Source organism: Phaeovulum sp. (assembly GCF_041596715.1).
Taxonomy (GTDB): domain Bacteria; phylum Pseudomonadota; class Alphaproteobacteria; order Rhodobacterales; family Rhodobacteraceae; genus UBA6213.
Genome location: NZ_JBFHIA010000052.1, coordinates 1 through 15,352 on the forward strand (window position 1 = coordinate 1; position 15,352 = coordinate 15,352).

Annotated in this window: 11 protein-coding genes and 1 pseudogene; 4 read left to right on the forward strand and 8 right to left on the reverse strand. The window is 62.8% G+C overall.

Annotated features, from left to right (window positions below):
- On the forward strand, positions 1-289 hold a 289-nt coding region (locus tag ABY403_RS05425; RefSeq protein WP_372839666.1), incomplete at its 5' end, for a carboxymuconolactone decarboxylase family protein.
- Positions 286-1,260 (forward strand): quinone oxidoreductase, encoded by a 975-nt coding sequence (locus ABY403_RS05430; RefSeq protein WP_372839668.1) that lies wholly within the window; start codon positions 286-288, stop codon positions 1,258-1,260. The genes ABY403_RS05425 and ABY403_RS05430, both read left to right, overlap by 4 nt.
- Before the next feature lie 92 nt (positions 1,261-1,352).
- Here ABY403_RS05430 and ABY403_RS05435 read toward each other — a convergent pair whose 3' ends face one another.
- The 6 genes from ABY403_RS05435 to ABY403_RS05460 all read right to left on the reverse strand — a co-directional run bounded on the left by ABY403_RS05435 (position 1,353) and on the right by ABY403_RS05460 (position 12,336).
- Positions 1,353-2,975 carry an alpha-D-glucose phosphate-specific phosphoglucomutase gene (locus ABY403_RS05435; protein ID WP_372839670.1) on the reverse strand — a complete coding sequence of 541 codons (1,623 nt, stop codon included), beginning with the start codon at positions 2,973-2,975 and terminating at the stop codon, positions 1,353-1,355.
- A gap of 2 nt (positions 2,976-2,977) precedes the next feature.
- Positions 2,978-5,014: a glycogen debranching protein GlgX gene (gene glgX / locus ABY403_RS05440; RefSeq protein ID WP_372839671.1), complete on the reverse strand. Its 2,037-nt coding sequence runs from the start codon at positions 5,012-5,014 to the stop codon at positions 2,978-2,980.
- Positions 4,962-6,401: a glycogen synthase GlgA gene (glgA, locus tag ABY403_RS05445; RefSeq protein WP_372839673.1), complete on the reverse strand. Its 1,440-nt coding sequence runs from the start codon at positions 6,399-6,401 to the stop codon at positions 4,962-4,964. Before glgA ends, glgX begins: the two co-directional genes overlap by 53 nt.
- Before the next feature lie 85 nt (positions 6,402-6,486).
- Positions 6,487-7,758: a glucose-1-phosphate adenylyltransferase gene (glgC, locus tag ABY403_RS05450; RefSeq protein ID WP_372839675.1), complete on the reverse strand. Its 1,272-nt coding sequence runs from the start codon at positions 7,756-7,758 to the stop codon at positions 6,487-6,489.
- A 19-nt stretch (positions 7,759-7,777) separates the two neighbouring features.
- Complete coding sequence (gene glgB / locus ABY403_RS05455; protein WP_372839677.1) at positions 7,778-9,931, reverse strand: 1,4-alpha-glucan branching protein GlgB; 2,154 nt, start codon at positions 9,929-9,931, stop codon at positions 7,778-7,780.
- A gap of 8 nt (positions 9,932-9,939) precedes the next feature.
- Positions 9,940-12,336 (reverse strand): glycogen/starch/alpha-glucan phosphorylase, encoded by a 2,397-nt coding sequence (locus ABY403_RS05460; protein ID WP_372839679.1) that lies wholly within the window; start codon positions 12,334-12,336, stop codon positions 9,940-9,942.
- A 134-nt stretch (positions 12,337-12,470) separates the two neighbouring features.
- Between ABY403_RS05460 and ABY403_RS05465 the strand changes: the two genes are divergently transcribed.
- Positions 12,471-14,069: an alpha-amylase family glycosyl hydrolase gene (locus tag ABY403_RS05465; protein WP_372839681.1), complete on the forward strand. Its 1,599-nt coding sequence runs from the start codon at positions 12,471-12,473 to the stop codon at positions 14,067-14,069.
- 244 nt (positions 14,070-14,313) lie between these two features.
- The gene (locus tag ABY403_RS05470) at positions 14,314-14,565 is read left to right on the forward strand and encodes a hypothetical protein (RefSeq protein ID WP_372839683.1); all 252 of its coding nucleotides are present in this window, start codon (positions 14,314-14,316) and stop codon (positions 14,563-14,565) included.
- On the opposite strand, the gene ABY403_RS05475 is transcribed toward ABY403_RS05470, so the two are convergent.
- Positions 14,562-15,080, reverse strand: coding sequence for a gamma carbonic anhydrase family protein (locus tag ABY403_RS05475; protein ID WP_372839685.1), 519 nt, complete (start codon positions 15,078-15,080; stop codon positions 14,562-14,564). The two genes, ABY403_RS05470 and ABY403_RS05475, sit on opposite strands and share 4 nt — an antisense overlap.
- A pseudogene (locus ABY403_RS05480) lies at positions 15,077-15,352 on the reverse strand (guanylate kinase); the annotation flags it as partial. The gene ABY403_RS05475 and the pseudogene ABY403_RS05480, both read right to left, overlap by 4 nt.

A 15,352-nucleotide genomic window follows, 5' to 3' on the forward strand; every position in this document is an offset into this window, starting at 1 on the left:
CTTCGATGCTGCACTGCTTGAGGCGACATGGGCCGAGGTGAAGGCGGTGATGGCAACCCCGTCGGCGCTAGACCCAAAGGTGAAGGAAATGATCTATGCCGCTGTTTCCATTGCCAATGCCTGTGACTATTGCACCCACAGCCACCTTGCCGCAGCGCGCGCAAAAGGTATGAGCCAAGCAGAGCAGGCCGATTTTTACCGCGTGGTCGCATCGGCTGGAAAAACAAACCATCTTCTCAATGCGTTGCGCGTGCCCGTTGATGCGGCTTTTCAGATGGAGACGAAATGATGGCCTATGCAATGGCAATCGCCGCGCCGGGCGGTACCGAGAAGATTTTTCGTAAAAAGATCAAGGTTCCGCGCCCCGGACCGGGTGAGATTACCTTAAGACATACGGCTATAGGGCTGAACTTCATAGATATTTACTTTCGGTCTGGCGTCTATCCCTGGCCGGTGCCGCGCGATTTGGTGACAGGTTCCGAAGGTGCCGGGGTTGTCGAGGCCGTGGGCGAGGGGGTCGATCTGCGGGTCGGCCAGCGCGTTGCCTACACCACGCCCAACGGCGCGTATGCAAGCCATCGCTCGCTACCCGCAACGCTCGCAGTGCCGCTACCCGACACGATCAGCGACGAGGTCGCGGCGGCGGTGATGCTGAAGGGCCTGACAGCATATTACCTTTTGCATCACTCATTTCCTGTAACATCTTCAGATACAGTTCTTTTTCATGCCGCCGCTGGGGGGGTCGGGTTGCTGGCGGGGCAGTGGCTGGCGGCAAAGGGCGTGCGCGCCATAGGCACTGCCGGGGGCGCGGAAAAATGCGCTTTGGCGCGGGCGCATGGTTATCGCGAGGTGATCGACTATCGCGCAGAGGATTTTGCAGCCGAAACGATGCGCCTGACTGCCGGTCAGGGCGTTGCGGCGGTTTATGATTCGATCGGCTTCGACACAATTCTGAAGTCGGCCGAGGTTTTGCAGCCGTTCGGCACCTTGGTCAGTTTCGGCCAGTCGTCCGGCGTGCCAGACAATTTCCGCATCAGCCATCTGGCGCGCGCCAGCCTGCGCGTTACGCGACCGACGCTGTTTCACTTTACGCGGCAACCGGGGTGGCTGGCAGAAGCGTCGGGCGCGCTGTTCAAGATGATCGCGTCAGGCGCGATCAAGGTAGAAATAGCGCAGCGTTATCCGTTGGATGCAGTAGGTTCCGCACACGAGGCGCTGGCTGCGCGGCAAACCGTGGGATCATCGATTCTTGTGCCGTAGCGGTCTGGATGGATCTAGATAATACATAATACCGCTTATCGGCGTTGCGCATGTGCCGGTTTCGCTACCGGCTTGCACGCAAAGTTTGCGTGTCACGTCACGACATCTGGCCCCTTTCGCCCGCTGAGGCGGCAAACTCCGACCAGCGCCTCGACTGCGGCGCTGACGGGTGCGAGCATGGATTGCGTATCTTCAGCCAAGCCCTGCGGTCCTGATACGTAACGCTCAAGGTACAGGCGCAGCGTTGCGCCCTCGGTTCCGGTGCCCGACAGCCGCAGCACTGCGCGCGCGTCACCGTCGAAAAACAGCCGCAACCCCTGCCCGCCTGAAACCGTGCCGTCCACCGGATCGGTATACGAAAACTCATCCGCCGCCGAAATCCGAAGGCCCGCCGCAGCATGCCCCGGCAAATCGGCAAGCTTTGCCCGCAAATCGGCCATCATGGCTTCGGCCATCGCGATCGGCAGCGCTTCATAATCGTGCCGCGAATAATATGTGCGCCCGAACCGCGCCCAGTGATCCGCCATTACCTCGGCAACCGATTTCCCGGTTTTGGCAAGGATCGTCAGCCACATCAGCACCGCCCAAAGCCCGTCTTTTTCGCGCACATGGTCAGAGCCTGTGCCAAAGCTTTCCTCGCCGCAGAGCGTCACCTTACTGGCATCGAGCAGATTGCCAAAAAACTTCCAACCCGTCGGCGTCTCGAAACAGGCAATTCCCAGTGCCTTTGCAACGCGGTCTACCGCTGTCGATGTGGGCATGCTGCGTGCCACGCCCTTCGGCCCGTTTGCATAAGCCGGGGCAAGTTGCAGATTTTCGGCCAGCACCGCGAGGCTGTCGGAGGGGCTGACATAAATCCCGCGGCCAAGCACCATGTTGCGGTCGCCATCGCCATCTGAGGCCGCGCCGAAATCGGGCGCGTTGGGCCCCAGCATCTCGGCCATAAGAATGTGCGCCCATGTCGGGTTGGGGTCCGGGTGCATACCGCCGAAATCGGGCAAGGGCTTGGCGTGCACCACCGTTCCTTTTGCAGCCCCCAGCCGACGCTCGAAAATCTCAACCGCATAAGGGCCGGTGATGGCGTTCATGCTGTCGATCCGGGCACGAAAACCGGTGGCAAACAGCCGCCGCAAAGCCCCGAAATCGAACAGCGTTTCCATCAGATCGGCGTAGGCCGCGACGGGGTTGACGATCTCGACCGTCATGCCCGCCACATGCTGTTCACCCAACAGATCAAGGTCGATATCCGGCACATCGGCCTTGCGATACTCGGTCAGCCGTTGGGTTGCGGCAAAGATCGCCTCTGTCACCGCTTCGGGTGCCGGGCCGCCATTAGCACTGTTGTATTTGACGCCAAAGTCCTCATCCGGCCCGCCTGGGTTGTGGCTGGCCGACAGGATGATGCCGCCATCTGCACCGCTAATGCGGATCAGATGCGAGGCTGCGGGCGTGGAAAGCCAAGCCCCCTGCCCTAGGATCACCCGCGCAGCACCATTGGCTGCGGCCATCTTGAGGATGGTTTCTGCCGCCTCGCGGCTGAAATAGCGCCCGTCCCCCCCCAGCACCAACACCTTGCCCGCCACACCGCCGATCGCATCGAAAGTGGCCTGAACGAAGTTTTCCAGATAGCCAGGTGCCATGAAAACGCGGGTTTTTTTGCGCAGTCCCGAAGTGCCGGGGCGTTGACCTTCGATAGGTCGGGTCGGGTAGCGCATATTCACCTCGCAAGAAAAAGTAGCACCGATTGCGCAGCAGATTCGAACCCGGCACCCACGGGCGAGTCTGGCGCATCAGGGTGGGCAGAGTCGAGTACCATCACCCAATCGCCGGGCGGCAGGGTAACGGCGCAGGCAGGTCCTGCATTGAAGACGGCAAAGGCCGGGCGTGGCGATTGCCCCGCCTCTGCCGCACCGCGCAGCTCAACGCACAAGCAACGCGCCTTGGGGTCTTGCCAGTCGGCATGTGTGGGTTCGCGGCCCGAGGGGAGCCGCCAGACAAGATCGCGCTGCCCGTCTGCGCGTGCCCGCCCATGCAGGTAATCGGGCTGGCGCAGCACCGGATTGGCCGCGCGCAAGGCACCAAGCCGCGCCACAAAGGCGCAGAGCGCGGCGTCGCCGGGCCAGGGCTGCCAGCTGATCGCATTGTCTTGGGCATAGGCGTTGTTGTTGCCGCCCTGGCTTTGCCCGATCTCGTCGCCCGCGCGCAGCATCACGGTGCCCTGGGCAAGGTAAAGCGTTGCCAGCATCGCGCGCACCCGCGCTGCGCGGCGCGCGACCAGCGCGGGATTGGGGCTTGCCCCCTCGTGGCCCATGTTATCCGAAAAGTTCTCGGCATGCCCGTCTCGGCCGCCTTCGCCATTGGCCTCGTTATGCCTTGTTGCATAGGAAACAATATCTTGCAGGGTGAAGCCGTCATGCGACGCGAGGTAGTTGACCGAGGCCGCAGGCCCGCGCCTGCTCGGTTCGAAAACTTCGGCACTGCCTGCAATGCGGCGCGCCAGTTCTGGCAACATCCCTGCATCCCCACGCCAGAACCGCCGCAAGCCATCGCGAAATCGGTCATTCCACTCGGCAAACGGATGCTCAAACCCGCCGAGCCTATAACCGCCGGGGCCAAGATCCCAAGGCTCGGCAATCAGCTTCAGCTTGGAGAGCACCGGGTCTTGCCGGATCGTGGCCAGAAACAGCCCCGCCGCATCAAACTCGCCCCGACGCCCGCGCCCCAAGGTGGTTGCCAGATCAAAGCGGAATCCATCAGCCCCAAGCGCCGCCCAATGGCGCAGGCTGTCCATCACCATGCGCAGCACCGCCGGATGCGACAGGTTCAGCGTATTGCCGCAACCGGTGTCGTTGATATAACTGCCGCCCTCGCGCAACCGATAGTAGCTTGCGTTGTCGAGCCCGCGAAAGGCCAGCGTCGGCCCCGCCTCGTCGCCCTCGCCCGTGTGGTTGAAGACGACATCGAGGATGATCTCAAGCCCCGCTTCGTGCAAGCGGGCCGCCATTGCCGCAAACTCGGCCATGTCGCCATAGCGCGGATCGGGCGCGAAAAAGCCGAGGCTTTGATAGCCCCAATAGTTGGATAGCCCACGCTCAACCACAAAGCGGTCGTCGATGAAGGCATGCAGCGGCAGCAGTTCCAGCGCCGTGACCGCAAGGCTACGGTAATGGGCAAGCATCGCAGGTGCCGCCAGCCCCGCAAAACGGCCGCGCGCGGCCTCGGGCACCTCTGGATGCTGGGCGGTCAGCCCTTTGACATGCGCTTCGTAGATCACTGTCTCGGCCCAAGGCCGCGGCTTTGCTTTTTGCGCCGGTGTGGGCAGGGCTTGCACAACCGACTTTGGCACGAGTGCTGCTGTATCGACCCCCTGCCCCATCAGACCGGCTTGCCAGCGCCAAGGCGCGCTGATCTGGCGCGCGTAAGGGTCGAGCAGCAGCTTGGCCGCATCAAAACGGTGGCCGCGCTCGGGCGCCCAAGGCCCCTGCAGGCGAAAACCGTATTCCGCCCCAGCGGTCAAACCCGGCACGAACCCGGCCCAGATGTCGCCCTCGCGCGTGGGCAGACTCAGCCGCTGCTCGCCCCCGGCGTCGAACAGGCACAGATCCACCTGCTCGGCATGGGCGGAGAATAGCGCAAAGTTCACACCGCCCGCCGAAACCGTTGCGCCTAAAAACTGCGTCTGCCCCGGCTGGATCTTCCATTCAGCCACGCCGCAAGCCCTCGTAAAGCGCCGCGTAGCGCGCCGCCGATGCATCCCATCCCAGATCGGCCTTCATCGCGCGCCTTTGCAGCGCGGCCCAAGCCGCGCGGTCTGCATGCAATGCAACCAGCCTGCGCAGCGCCTGCCTAAGCGCCAGCGCATCGACCGGGTGAAACACCACACCCGTCGCCGCCCGCGCGCCAAGGCTGGCCGGGCTGGTGCCGATCACCGTGTCAGCCAACCCACCCACTGCCGAGACCACCGGCACCGTGCCATAGCGCAGCCCCATCATCTGCGTCAGCCCGCAGGGCTCGAACCGCGAGGGCACAAGCACCGCGTCACCCCCTGCGAACATGCGATGGCTCAGCCCTTCGTCATAGCCTAGCTTCACGCCCACCCGGCCCGGAAACCGCGCCGCAAGGGCGCGCATCGCGTCTTCGGCCCAAGCATCGCCCGTGCCAAGCACGCAAAGCCCGCCGCCACTTTCCAGAAACTCCGGCAGCGCCTCTGGCAAAAGGTCGATACCCTTCTGATCCGTCAGGCGGCTGACAACAATCGCGAGCGGCCCCGCAACCGGTGCCAGCCCGAACTCGGCCTGCAAAAGCGCGCGGTTCTGCGCCTTGCCCGCCAATGCGCGTGCCGAATAGGGCACGATCGCCGTGTCCGTCTCGGGGTTCCAAAGTGTCGTGTCTATGCCGTTCAGGATGCCATGCACCACGCCCGCGCGCGCCGCGATGACCCCCTCCAGACCCAGCCCGAACTCTGGCCGCATCAGCTCATCCGCATAGCGCGGGCTGACCGTGGTGATCGCATCCGCGGTCATCAGCCCGGCCTTCAAGGCGGAAATGTTGCCCCAATATTCCACCCCTTCCGGGCCATAAGCCTCGGGCGGAAGCCGCAGCGATGCCAGCCGTTCCGGCCCCGTCACGCCCTGAAAGGCGATGTTGTGTACGGTGATGACCGAAGGCACTTCGATCCCGCGATAGCGCAGATAGGCAGGCGCAAGCCCGCCCTGCCAGTCATGCGCATGCACGATATCGGGGCGCCACCCCCCGGCAACGCCGCTGCGCGCAAGCTCCGACGCCACCCAGCAAAGTGCGGCGAACCGCTCCGGGTTGTCACCAAAATCGCCCGCGGCATCGCTATAGGGGCCACCCTCGCGCGCAAACAGATGCGGCGCATCCAGCGCAAGCACCTCTACCCCCGCGGCTTTTCCCAGCATCACGCGCCCCGGCCCGCCAAACAGCTCTGCCGCCGCCCAGACCTCGCGCGCCGCCACAAGTTTGGCCAAGACCCCGGGATATGCCGGCAGCAACAAGCGCATCTGCCAACCCAAGGGCCCGAGTGCTGCGGGCAATGCCCCGACCACATCGGCCAACCCGCCGGTCTTGATCAGAGGCACCGCCTCCGATGCCACTGAAAGCACCCGCCCGCCCATCATTCGCCTCAATCCGCTTCTGCTTTAGTCCAAATATCCTCGGGGGGTGAGCGGGCCGCAAGGCCCGCGAGGGGGGCAGACGGCCCCCCTACCCCAGTGCGGCCGCCCGCGCTGCCAGCATGTCTTCGGTAATCAGCACGATACCGCCCTCGCTACGGCGGAACCAGCGCGCATCTTCCTCGGGGTCTTCGCCCACCACCAGCCCCGGCGGTATCCGCACGCCCCGGTCAAGCACGCAGCGGTGCAGTCGCGCACCGCGCCCGACATCGGCATAGGGCAGCGCCACCACATGGTCGAGTTCGGCAAAACTATGGGTGCGACACCCGGTGAACAGCAGCGAATTATGCACCTCTGACCCCGAAACGATGCAATCGCCCGAAACCAGCGAAGACACCGCCATGCCGCGCCGCCCGTCTTCATCATGGATGAACTTGGCAGGCGGCACGATCTCGGCATAGGTCCAGATCGGCCAGGCGTTATCGTAGAGGTCAAGCTTGGGGGTAAACTCGGTCAGGTCGATATTGGCCTGCCAAAAGGCGTCAATCGTGCCCACATCGCGCCAATAGGGCTCGGTCTCCAACCCGCTTGTGACACAGCTTTCAGTAAACCTATGCGCCATCGCCTTGCCGTTCTTGACGACCGCGGGGATCAGGTCATTGCCGAAATCGTGGCTAGAGTTGCTGTCGGCCGCATCGCGCAGCAATAGATCGCGCAAAAACACCCAATCGAACACGTAGATCCCCATCGAGGCGAGCGAATTGGTACCGTCGTCCGGCAATCCCGGTGGGTCTTTCGGCTTTTCTAGGAAATCGGTGATCCGCCCCATCGCATCCACCGCCATCACGCCAAAGGCGCTGGCCTCGGTGCGCGGCACCGTCAGGCAGCCGATCGTCACATCGGCACCGGTGGCGACATGCTGTTGCAACATCACCTCGTAGTCCATTTTGTAAACATGATCGCCCGCCAGCACGATCACGTATTTTACGGCGTAACTATCGACGATATCGATGTTTTGCGTCACAGCATCGGCGATGCCCAGGTACCACTGGCTTTCGCTGACCCGCTGGCTGGCGGGCAGGATGTCGAGATATTCGTTCCGCTCGGCGCGAAAGAACGACCAGCCGCGTTGCATGTGGCGAATGAGGCTATGCGCCTTGTATTGTGTGGCGATCGCCATTTTGCGAACGCCGGAGTTAAGCGCGTTTGAAAGAGCAAAGTCGATGATCCGGGCTTTGCCGCCAAAATAGACGGCAGGTTTAGCGCGCTTGTCTGTCAGTTCCTTAAGCCGGCTTCCGCGCCCGCCCGCCAAAACAAAGGCCATCGCTTGGCTGGAAAGCCGGGTGTTCGGTTTCGGTTTCATCGATCCCCCCTTCCCGGCATCACCCGGGGCTGAACATCACCACCGACAAGGGCGGCAGATAAAAGGCACCACTTGCAGCGCGGCCGCGCCAAGGCTTTGTCTCGGCCTTCACCGCGCCCATGTTGCCACGATTAGCACCACCATAATGCGCACTGTCGCTATTCATGACCTCGTGCCAATTGCCACCCTGCGAAAGCCCCAGCCGATACCCTCTGCGCTCTATGGGCGTAAGGTTGGCCACCACCAGCACCGGCGCCGCCCCCGGCGCGCGCCGCTCGAACGCATAGACCGAATTGGCCGCGTCATCCGCCTCGACCCATTCAAATCCTTCGGGGCGGCAGTCGCCCCAGTGCAGCGCAGGCGTTTCACGGTAAAGCCGGTTCAAATCGCGCACGAGCGTTTGCACGCCCCTGTGGCGGGGGTCGGCCAGCAGCGGCCAGTCAAGCTGCCCCGCCTGCGCCCATTCACTGCCTTGCGCAAACTCTTGCCCCATAAACAAAAGCTTCTTGCCCGGATGCCCCCACATCAGCGCCAGAAAGGCGCGCAGGTTGGCAAAGCGCTCGCCCTCCAGCCCCGGCATCTTGCCGAGCAGGCTGCCCTTGCCGTGCACCACCTCGTCATGGCTAACAGGGAGGATGAAGTTTTCACTCCAAGCATAGGAACTTGCAAAAGTTATTTCGTTGTGGTGGTGGCGGCGGTGAATCGGGTCACGGGCGAAATAGCGGAGCCAATCATTCATCCAGCCCATGTTCCACTTGTAGCCAAAGCCAAGTCCACCCTCATGCACCGGGCGCGACACGCCGGGGTAAGAGGTGCTTTCTTCGGCTACAGTCATGATCCCTGGTGCCCCGCCATAGGCCTCGGCGTTCATGCTTTGTAAAAAGGCAATAGCTTCAAGGTTTTCGCGCCCGCCTTTGATGTTGGGTATCCACTCGCCCGCAGGGCGCGAATAGTCGCGGTAAAGCATCGAGGCCACGGCATCGACGCGCAGCCCGTCGAGATGGTATTCCTCTAGCCAGAACAAGGCGTTGGCGAGCAGATAGTTGGCTACTTCACGGCGCCCGTAGTTGAAGATCAGGGTGTTCCAGTCGCGGTGAAAGCCCTCGCGCGGGTCGGCGTGTTCGTAAAGCGGGGTGCCATCAAACTGCGCCAATCCATGCGCGTCGGTTGGAAAGTGCCCCGGCACCCAGTCCAGAATGACGCCAAGCCCCTTCTGGTGTGCGGCATCGACCAGCGCCGCGAACTCTTCGGGGCGACCGTGACGGATGGTAGGGGCATAAAGGCCAACCGGCTGATAACCCCAACTGCCATCGAACGGATGCTCGGTAATGGGCAGCAGTTCGATATGCGTAAAGCCAAGATCAGAAACATAGTCAACAAGTTGCGATGCGGCTTCAAAGTAGCTTAGGGGGCGGTTCCCCTCGGCGGCGACGCGCCGCCAACTGCCCAGATGCACCTCGTAAATCGAGATCGGCGCGCCAATCGCATTGGCCCCGGCGCGGTTACCCAGATACGCCGCATCGCCCCAACCGTGCTTGCCCAAGGCGCGCACTACCGAGGCGGTCTGCGGCGGATGTTCCGCGCCAAAGCCAAGCGGGTCGGCCTTCAGCGGTTGAAGCTGACCTGTGGCCCCGACAATTTCGTATTTATACGCCTCGCCCTCGGCCAGTCCCGGCGCAAAAATCTCCCACACACCTGTGGCCCCGCGACGGCGCATCTGGTGCCGCCGTCCGTCCCAGTTGTTAAAGCCACCCACGACAGAGACGCGCTTTGCATTCGGTGCCCAGACCGCAAAATGCACCCCCGCCACGCCCTGATGCGTGATCAGATGCGCACCCAGCACCTGCCAAAGCTGGCGATGGCGGCCTTCGCCAATCAGATATTCGTCGATTTCGCCCAAAACCGGGGCAAAACGGTATGGGTCCTCAAACTCCCACTGCCCGGCCGCCCCTTCGGCGCGCAGCCGATAGGGCGTGCCTTCGGGCCAGTTGGCGGCAAAAACGCCGGGCAAGATCGCGCGCAACTCGACCGTTTCGGCCCCCACGGCCCAAAGTCGCGTTGCGTCAGGTACCAGCGCCACGATCTGTCCGCCATGCGGCCCGAGCAGCGCAAAGGGGTCATCATGCCGCCCCTCGGCAAGTGCGCGCGCCTCTTTGGCGTCGGGTCGTGCCATGCCACCCCCTACAATGCCGATTTCGTGCCCCAGATCTCTGTCATATATTCGCGGATCGCCCGGTCCGAAGAAAAATAGCCCATGCGCGCAGTGTTTAACGCCGCCATTCGCCACCAGCGGTCCGGGTCGCCAAAGGCCACGTCAACCTGCGCCTGCGCCGCATCATAGGCGGCAAAGTCCGATGCCACGAGGAAATAATCGGAGTTCCAGATGTTATGCACTAGGCCGTGGTAGCGGCTCGGATCGTCAGGGCTAAAGCGGCCCTCTGCGATCATTTGCAGTACGTCCTGCAAGGGCTGGTTGGCCAAGATCGCCTTGCGCGCGTGTTCTGGGTCGCGGCGGCGTTCGGTGACCTCGGCGGCGGTCAGGCCGAACAGAAAGAAGTTTTCCGCCCCCACATGCTCGCGGATTTCGACATTGGCACCGTCTAGCGTGCCGATCGTCAGCGCGCCGTTCAGCGCAAACTTCATGTTGCCGGTGCCCGATGCTTCTTTGCCCGCGGTCGATATTTGCTCGGAAAGGTCAGCGGCAGGCACAAGCCGCTCTGCCATACTGACGTTGTAATTTTCGGGATAAACGATCTGGAGCGCGTCACGGGTTTTCGGGTCCGCATTCACAACAACCGCTACATCGTTGATCAGACGTATGATTTCTTTTGCCGCCTGATAGCCCGGCGCGGCCTTGCCGCCAAAGACGCGCAGCCGCGGCAGGGCGCTGCCGGGGTTTTCGCGCAAGCGTTGCCAATGCGCGATGGTTTGCAGGATGTTCAGCAACTGGCGCTTGTATTCGTGCACGCGCTTGACCTGCACATCGAAGATCGCGTCGGGGTTCGCCTCAATGCCTTGGGTCTGGCGCAGCCAATCGGTGAGCGCGATCTTGTTGCTGCGCTTGGCGGCGGCGAACTCGGCGCGAAAACCCGCATCTTCGACCAGCGGTTCCAACCCCTGCAACCGCTCCAGATCGGCTTCCCAGCCCGGCCCGATCGAGCCGGTGACGAGAGTGGCAAGCGTGGGGTTGGCCAAGCGCAGCCAGCGCCGCGGGGTTACACCGTTGGTAACATTGACAACCCGGCCGGGGTGCAGCGCGTCGAGTTCGGGGAACAGGGTCTTTTTCACCAGCTTGCTGTGCAGCGCGGAAACGCCGTTGACCCGGTGCGAGGTGATGAAGGCCAGATCGCCCATCCGCACTTCGTGGTGTTTCACGATACCTACCCAATGCGGCCGCGTGGGGTGCTGGCGCGCGTGCCATGCGTCGATCTCTTCGATGATCTGCATGTGGCGCGGCAGCACCGAGCCCAAAAGATAGGTGGCCCAACGTTCCAGCGCCTCGGGCAAAAGCGTGTGGTTGGTATAGCCAAGGCAGGCCACGGCAATGCTTATCGCTTCCTTAAAACCCATCCCGTGCACATCGACCAAAAGCCGCACAAGCTCTGGCCCGGCAAGCGCGGGGTGGGTGTCGTTCATCTGGATCGCGGCCAAGGCGGGCAGATCAGACAGTGCATGGCCGCCCGCAAGGTGACGGCGAAGAATGTCCTGCAAGGCCGCGGAAACAAGAAAATATTCCTGTTTCAGGCGCAGCTCTTTCCCCGCGAATGTGGTGTCGTCGGGGTAAAGCACGCGGCTAAGCGTGCGCGCCAGCGCCTCGGGTTCGGCGGCGGCGGCATATTCACCGTGGTTGAAGCGGGCAAGATCGAACAGCGCGGTAGGCTTGGCGCTCCAAAGCCGAAGCGTATTGGCCCAGCGGCTGCCCCAGCCGATCACGGGCGTATCATGCGCCTCGGCGTGCACGGTTTCTGCCGGGGTCCAGACGGCGCGGCCCTGTGCATGGGTAACCTCGCCGCGAAAGCCGATGACATAGGCAGACTCCGGGCGCTCAAACTCCCAAGGATGGCGTTGGGTCAGCCAGTCCTCTGCCTGCTCGCGCTGCTCTCCATTCACGATGCTTTGGCGAAACAGCCCGTGCTCGTAGCGGATGCCATAGCCGTAGCCGGGGCAGCCGAGCGTGGCCATGCTGTCCATATAGCAGGCCGCAAGCCGCCCCAACCCGCCGTTGCCAAGCGCTGCGTCAGGCTCTTCGCCCACCAGCGTTGCGAAATCGACGCCAAGCCCCGCCAGCGCCTCGCGTGCCACATCGCGCAGACCAAGATTGATGGCGGCGTCTTCCAGCAGACGGCCGACCAGAAACTCCATCGACAGATAGTAAACCCGCTTGGCACCTGTTTCCCATGTGCGGCGCGTGGCGGCAAACCACGGCTCTACGATCCGGTCGCGCAGCGCGAAGGACAGCGCCAGCCGCCAGTCGTAATGCGAGGCATGCGGTGCATCCTTGCCCATCGTATAGGTTATGTGGCGCAACACGTCGGCGCGTAGGGCAGCAACGCTGGCGGCGGTGGTTTCATTGGGCAAGGTGTGGCCTTCCAAAGCGGTTTGAAACCTTTGTGCAGCCCTACCCCCTCCCCGTCAAGCGCACCTGCCGATTTCGCTTTCGCAGGGCGCGCGCGTCGCTAGATTTGCCAAAGCAACGGGCATATGGGTGCAGAATGGCAGAGTGGTGGCGCGGAGCGGTGGTCTATCAGATCTATCCGCGCAGCTTTCAAGATAGCAACGGCGACGGCGTAGGCGACCTTGCGGGCATTACCGCGCGGCTAGAGCATGTGGCGCAGCTGGGTGCCGATGCGATCTGGCTTTCGCCGGTGTTTCGCTCGCCGATGGCCGACATGGGCTATGACGTAAGCGATTATTGCGACATCGACCCGTTGTTCGGCACGCTGGCCGATTTTGATGCGCTGGTGGCGCGCGCCCATGCACTGGGCTTGAAGGTTATCCTTGATCAGGTGCTGAGCCATTCCTCTGACGCACATCCATGGTTTGCCGATAGCCGCGTGCGCGGCGACAAGGCGGATTGGTATGTCTGGGCAGATGCAAAGCCCGATGGCAGCCCGCCAAACAACTGGATTTCGGTATTTGGCGGCTCTGCTTGGGAATGGGATGCAGGACGGCGGCAGTATTACCTGCACAATTTTCTCGCCCGCCAGCCCGACCTGAACTTGCATAACCCCGAGGTGCAAGCCGCCGTGGAGGACGTGCTGCGCTTTTGGCTGGCGCGCGGGGTTGATGGGTTCCGGCTGGATACCGTGAACTATTACCTGCACGATCCGGCCCTGCGCGATAACCCCCCCGCCCCTCTTGCGCCCGATGGTCTGCCGCCCAGCAACACCTACGATATGCAGGACCACCGCTTTGACAAAAGCCGGCCCGAAAATCTGGCGTTGCTGCGGCGGTTGCGCGCGGTGTGCGACAGCTTTCCGGGCACGTGCCTCTTGGGTGAGGTGGGTGAAGTCGAAGGGCGCGCGCTGCCGATCATGGCCGAATATACAAGGCCAGGGCGGCTGCACATGGCCTACAGCTTTGATCTTTTGGGCGATTCCTATACGCCCGCGCATTTTCGCGCGGTGATCGAGGGTTTTTTTGCGGCCGCACCCGATGGCTGGCCCTATTGGTCGTTTTCCAACCACGATGTGATGCGCCCGGTCAGCCGTTGGGCGGCTTATGGTGCAAGCCCCGCAGCGCTGGCGCGGCAGGCGCTGGCGCTGCTTGCCTCGTTGCCCGGCACGATCGGGCTCTATCAGGGTGAAGAATTCGGCCTGCCCGAAACCGAGCTTGATTACGACGAGTTGACCGACCCCGTTGGACTGCGCTTCTGGCCCGAGATCAAGGGCCGCGATGGATGCCGCGCGCCTATGGTCTGGAACGCGGGCGCAGGCGCGGGCTTCAGCACCGCGCGCCCTTGGTTGCCGATCAAGCCGCCACAAGCTGCGCTAAACCTTGCCGCGCAAGCGGCCACGCCCGATTCGGTTTGGCACCATGCCCGCGCGATGCTCACGCTAAGGCGCGCATCGTTGCCGCTGCGAATTGGCACTGTGCGCTTTCTTGATCTGCCTGCTCCGCTTTTGGGCATGGTGCGCAGCTACGGTGACACTGAAATATCGAGCGTTTTCAACCTATCGGCGAGTGATGTGCCGCTTTTACAGGCACCGCGCGGCAAAATGAGCGCGCTTTCCGAGGGGGTCGAGCGGCGCGATCAGGCGCTTGTCCTTGCCGCTAACTCCTTTGCATGGTTTAATTTTGATCTCTCTTGAGGTCGTTATTCCCCTTGAGGCGGGCTTTACGAGCCGCTAGTATTTTAAGCGCAATATGCAACGCACGGTGTAACAATTGGCATTTTTTCGACGAAGGCGGTAAGCAATGACAGGTTCGCAATCGGCAACGCCGCTGTGCGTGTTCGCCTCGGCACTTCCGACGGAACCCGCCCTTCGCAAGTCTCTCGTGATTAAATCGCGCCAACCGCTTCCTGCCGCCCTTCGCGGGCCTGACGGCAACGAAGTGAGCTTTGCAACGTTCGCAATGGTTGACGGCGAGCTTCTTGCCCGCCTTGGCCCCGATGTGGTCTTGGCACCGTTGATGACCAGCAGTTTTGACGTGCTCGATCTGGCATTGCGGCTTGTCACCTTGGGGTATCGCGGCACCTTGCGCGCCGTTACGCGGAAAATCCCGAATCCGCGCCTTGTGGAACACGAAATCGCCTCGGCCTATCCGGAGCTCAGTTTTGAACTGATCGTGCTCGACGCCGACTAGATCGCGGCAAGCCCTGCGGCGTAGCGGCGGGCATTGGCGCGGTAATGTTCGGCCGAACGCAACAGTCGCGCCACCTGTGCCTCGTCAAGCAGGCGCACTACCCGGCCCGGCGCACCAATCACCAGCGAGAAATCGGGTATAACCTTGCCCTCGGCGATCAGCGCCCCCGCGCCAATCAGGCATCCCCGCCCGATCACCGCGCCGTTCAGCACCGTCGCGCCCATGCCCACCAGCGAACCTTCGCCCACCGTGCAGCCATGCAGGATTGCCTTGTGGCCGACCGTGCAATTGGCCCCGATGGTCAACGGAAAACCCATGTCGGTGTGCAGCACGCAAGCGTCTTGCACGTTCGAGCCTGCACCGACGCGGATTTCCTCGTTATCGCCGCGAAGCGTGGCACCGAACCAGACCGAGGCACCGGGTTCCAGCACCACCTTGCCGATCAGGTTGGCGTCGGGCGCGACCCATGCATCGGGCGCAAGCGTTGGGGCGATACCGTCGAGAGCGTAGATCATTTCGCGGCTTTCTCTGCGTTCAGGGCGCGCACAAAATCGGCAAGCCCGGTCTGGCGTTCGCGGCGCATCCTTTCGGCGGCCAAGATTGTGTCAAGGTCGGCGCTGGCTTGGTCGATGTCCCGGTTGATCAGAACGTAGTCGTATTCGGCCCAGTGGCTGATTTCGTCCTGCGCGCGCGCCATGCGCCCGGCGATCACCTCGGCACTGTCTTGCCCACGGGCGCGTAGACGGCCCTCCAATGCGGCAATCGACGGCGGCAGGATGAAGATCGA

What these genes read in the sequence shown, in the direction of transcription:
- ABY403_RS05430 (WP_372839668.1), top strand. Translation starts at nt 286, where the DNA reads ATGATGGCCTATGCAATGGCAATCGCCGCGCCGGGCGGTACCGAGAAG.
- ABY403_RS05435 (WP_372839670.1), bottom strand. Translation starts at nt 2,975, where the DNA reads ATGCGCTACCCGACCCGACCTATCGAAGGTCAACGCCCCGGCACTTCG.
- glgX (WP_372839671.1), bottom strand. Translation starts at nt 5,014, where the DNA reads ATGCATCGGCGGCGCGCTACGCGGCGCTTTACGAGGGCTTGCGGCGTG.
- glgA (WP_372839673.1), bottom strand. Translation starts at nt 6,401, where the DNA reads ATGATGGGCGGGCGGGTGCTTTCAGTGGCATCGGAGGCGGTGCCTCTG.
- glgC (WP_372839675.1), bottom strand. Translation starts at nt 7,758, where the DNA reads ATGAAACCGAAACCGAACACCCGGCTTTCCAGCCAAGCGATGGCCTTT.
- glgB (WP_372839677.1), bottom strand. Translation starts at nt 9,931, where the DNA reads ATGGCACGACCCGACGCCAAAGAGGCGCGCGCACTTGCCGAGGGGCGG.
- ABY403_RS05465 (WP_372839681.1), top strand. Translation starts at nt 12,471, where the DNA reads ATGGCAGAGTGGTGGCGCGGAGCGGTGGTCTATCAGATCTATCCGCGC.
- ABY403_RS05475 (WP_372839685.1), bottom strand. Translation starts at nt 15,080, where the DNA reads ATGATCTACGCTCTCGACGGTATCGCCCCAACGCTTGCGCCCGATGCA.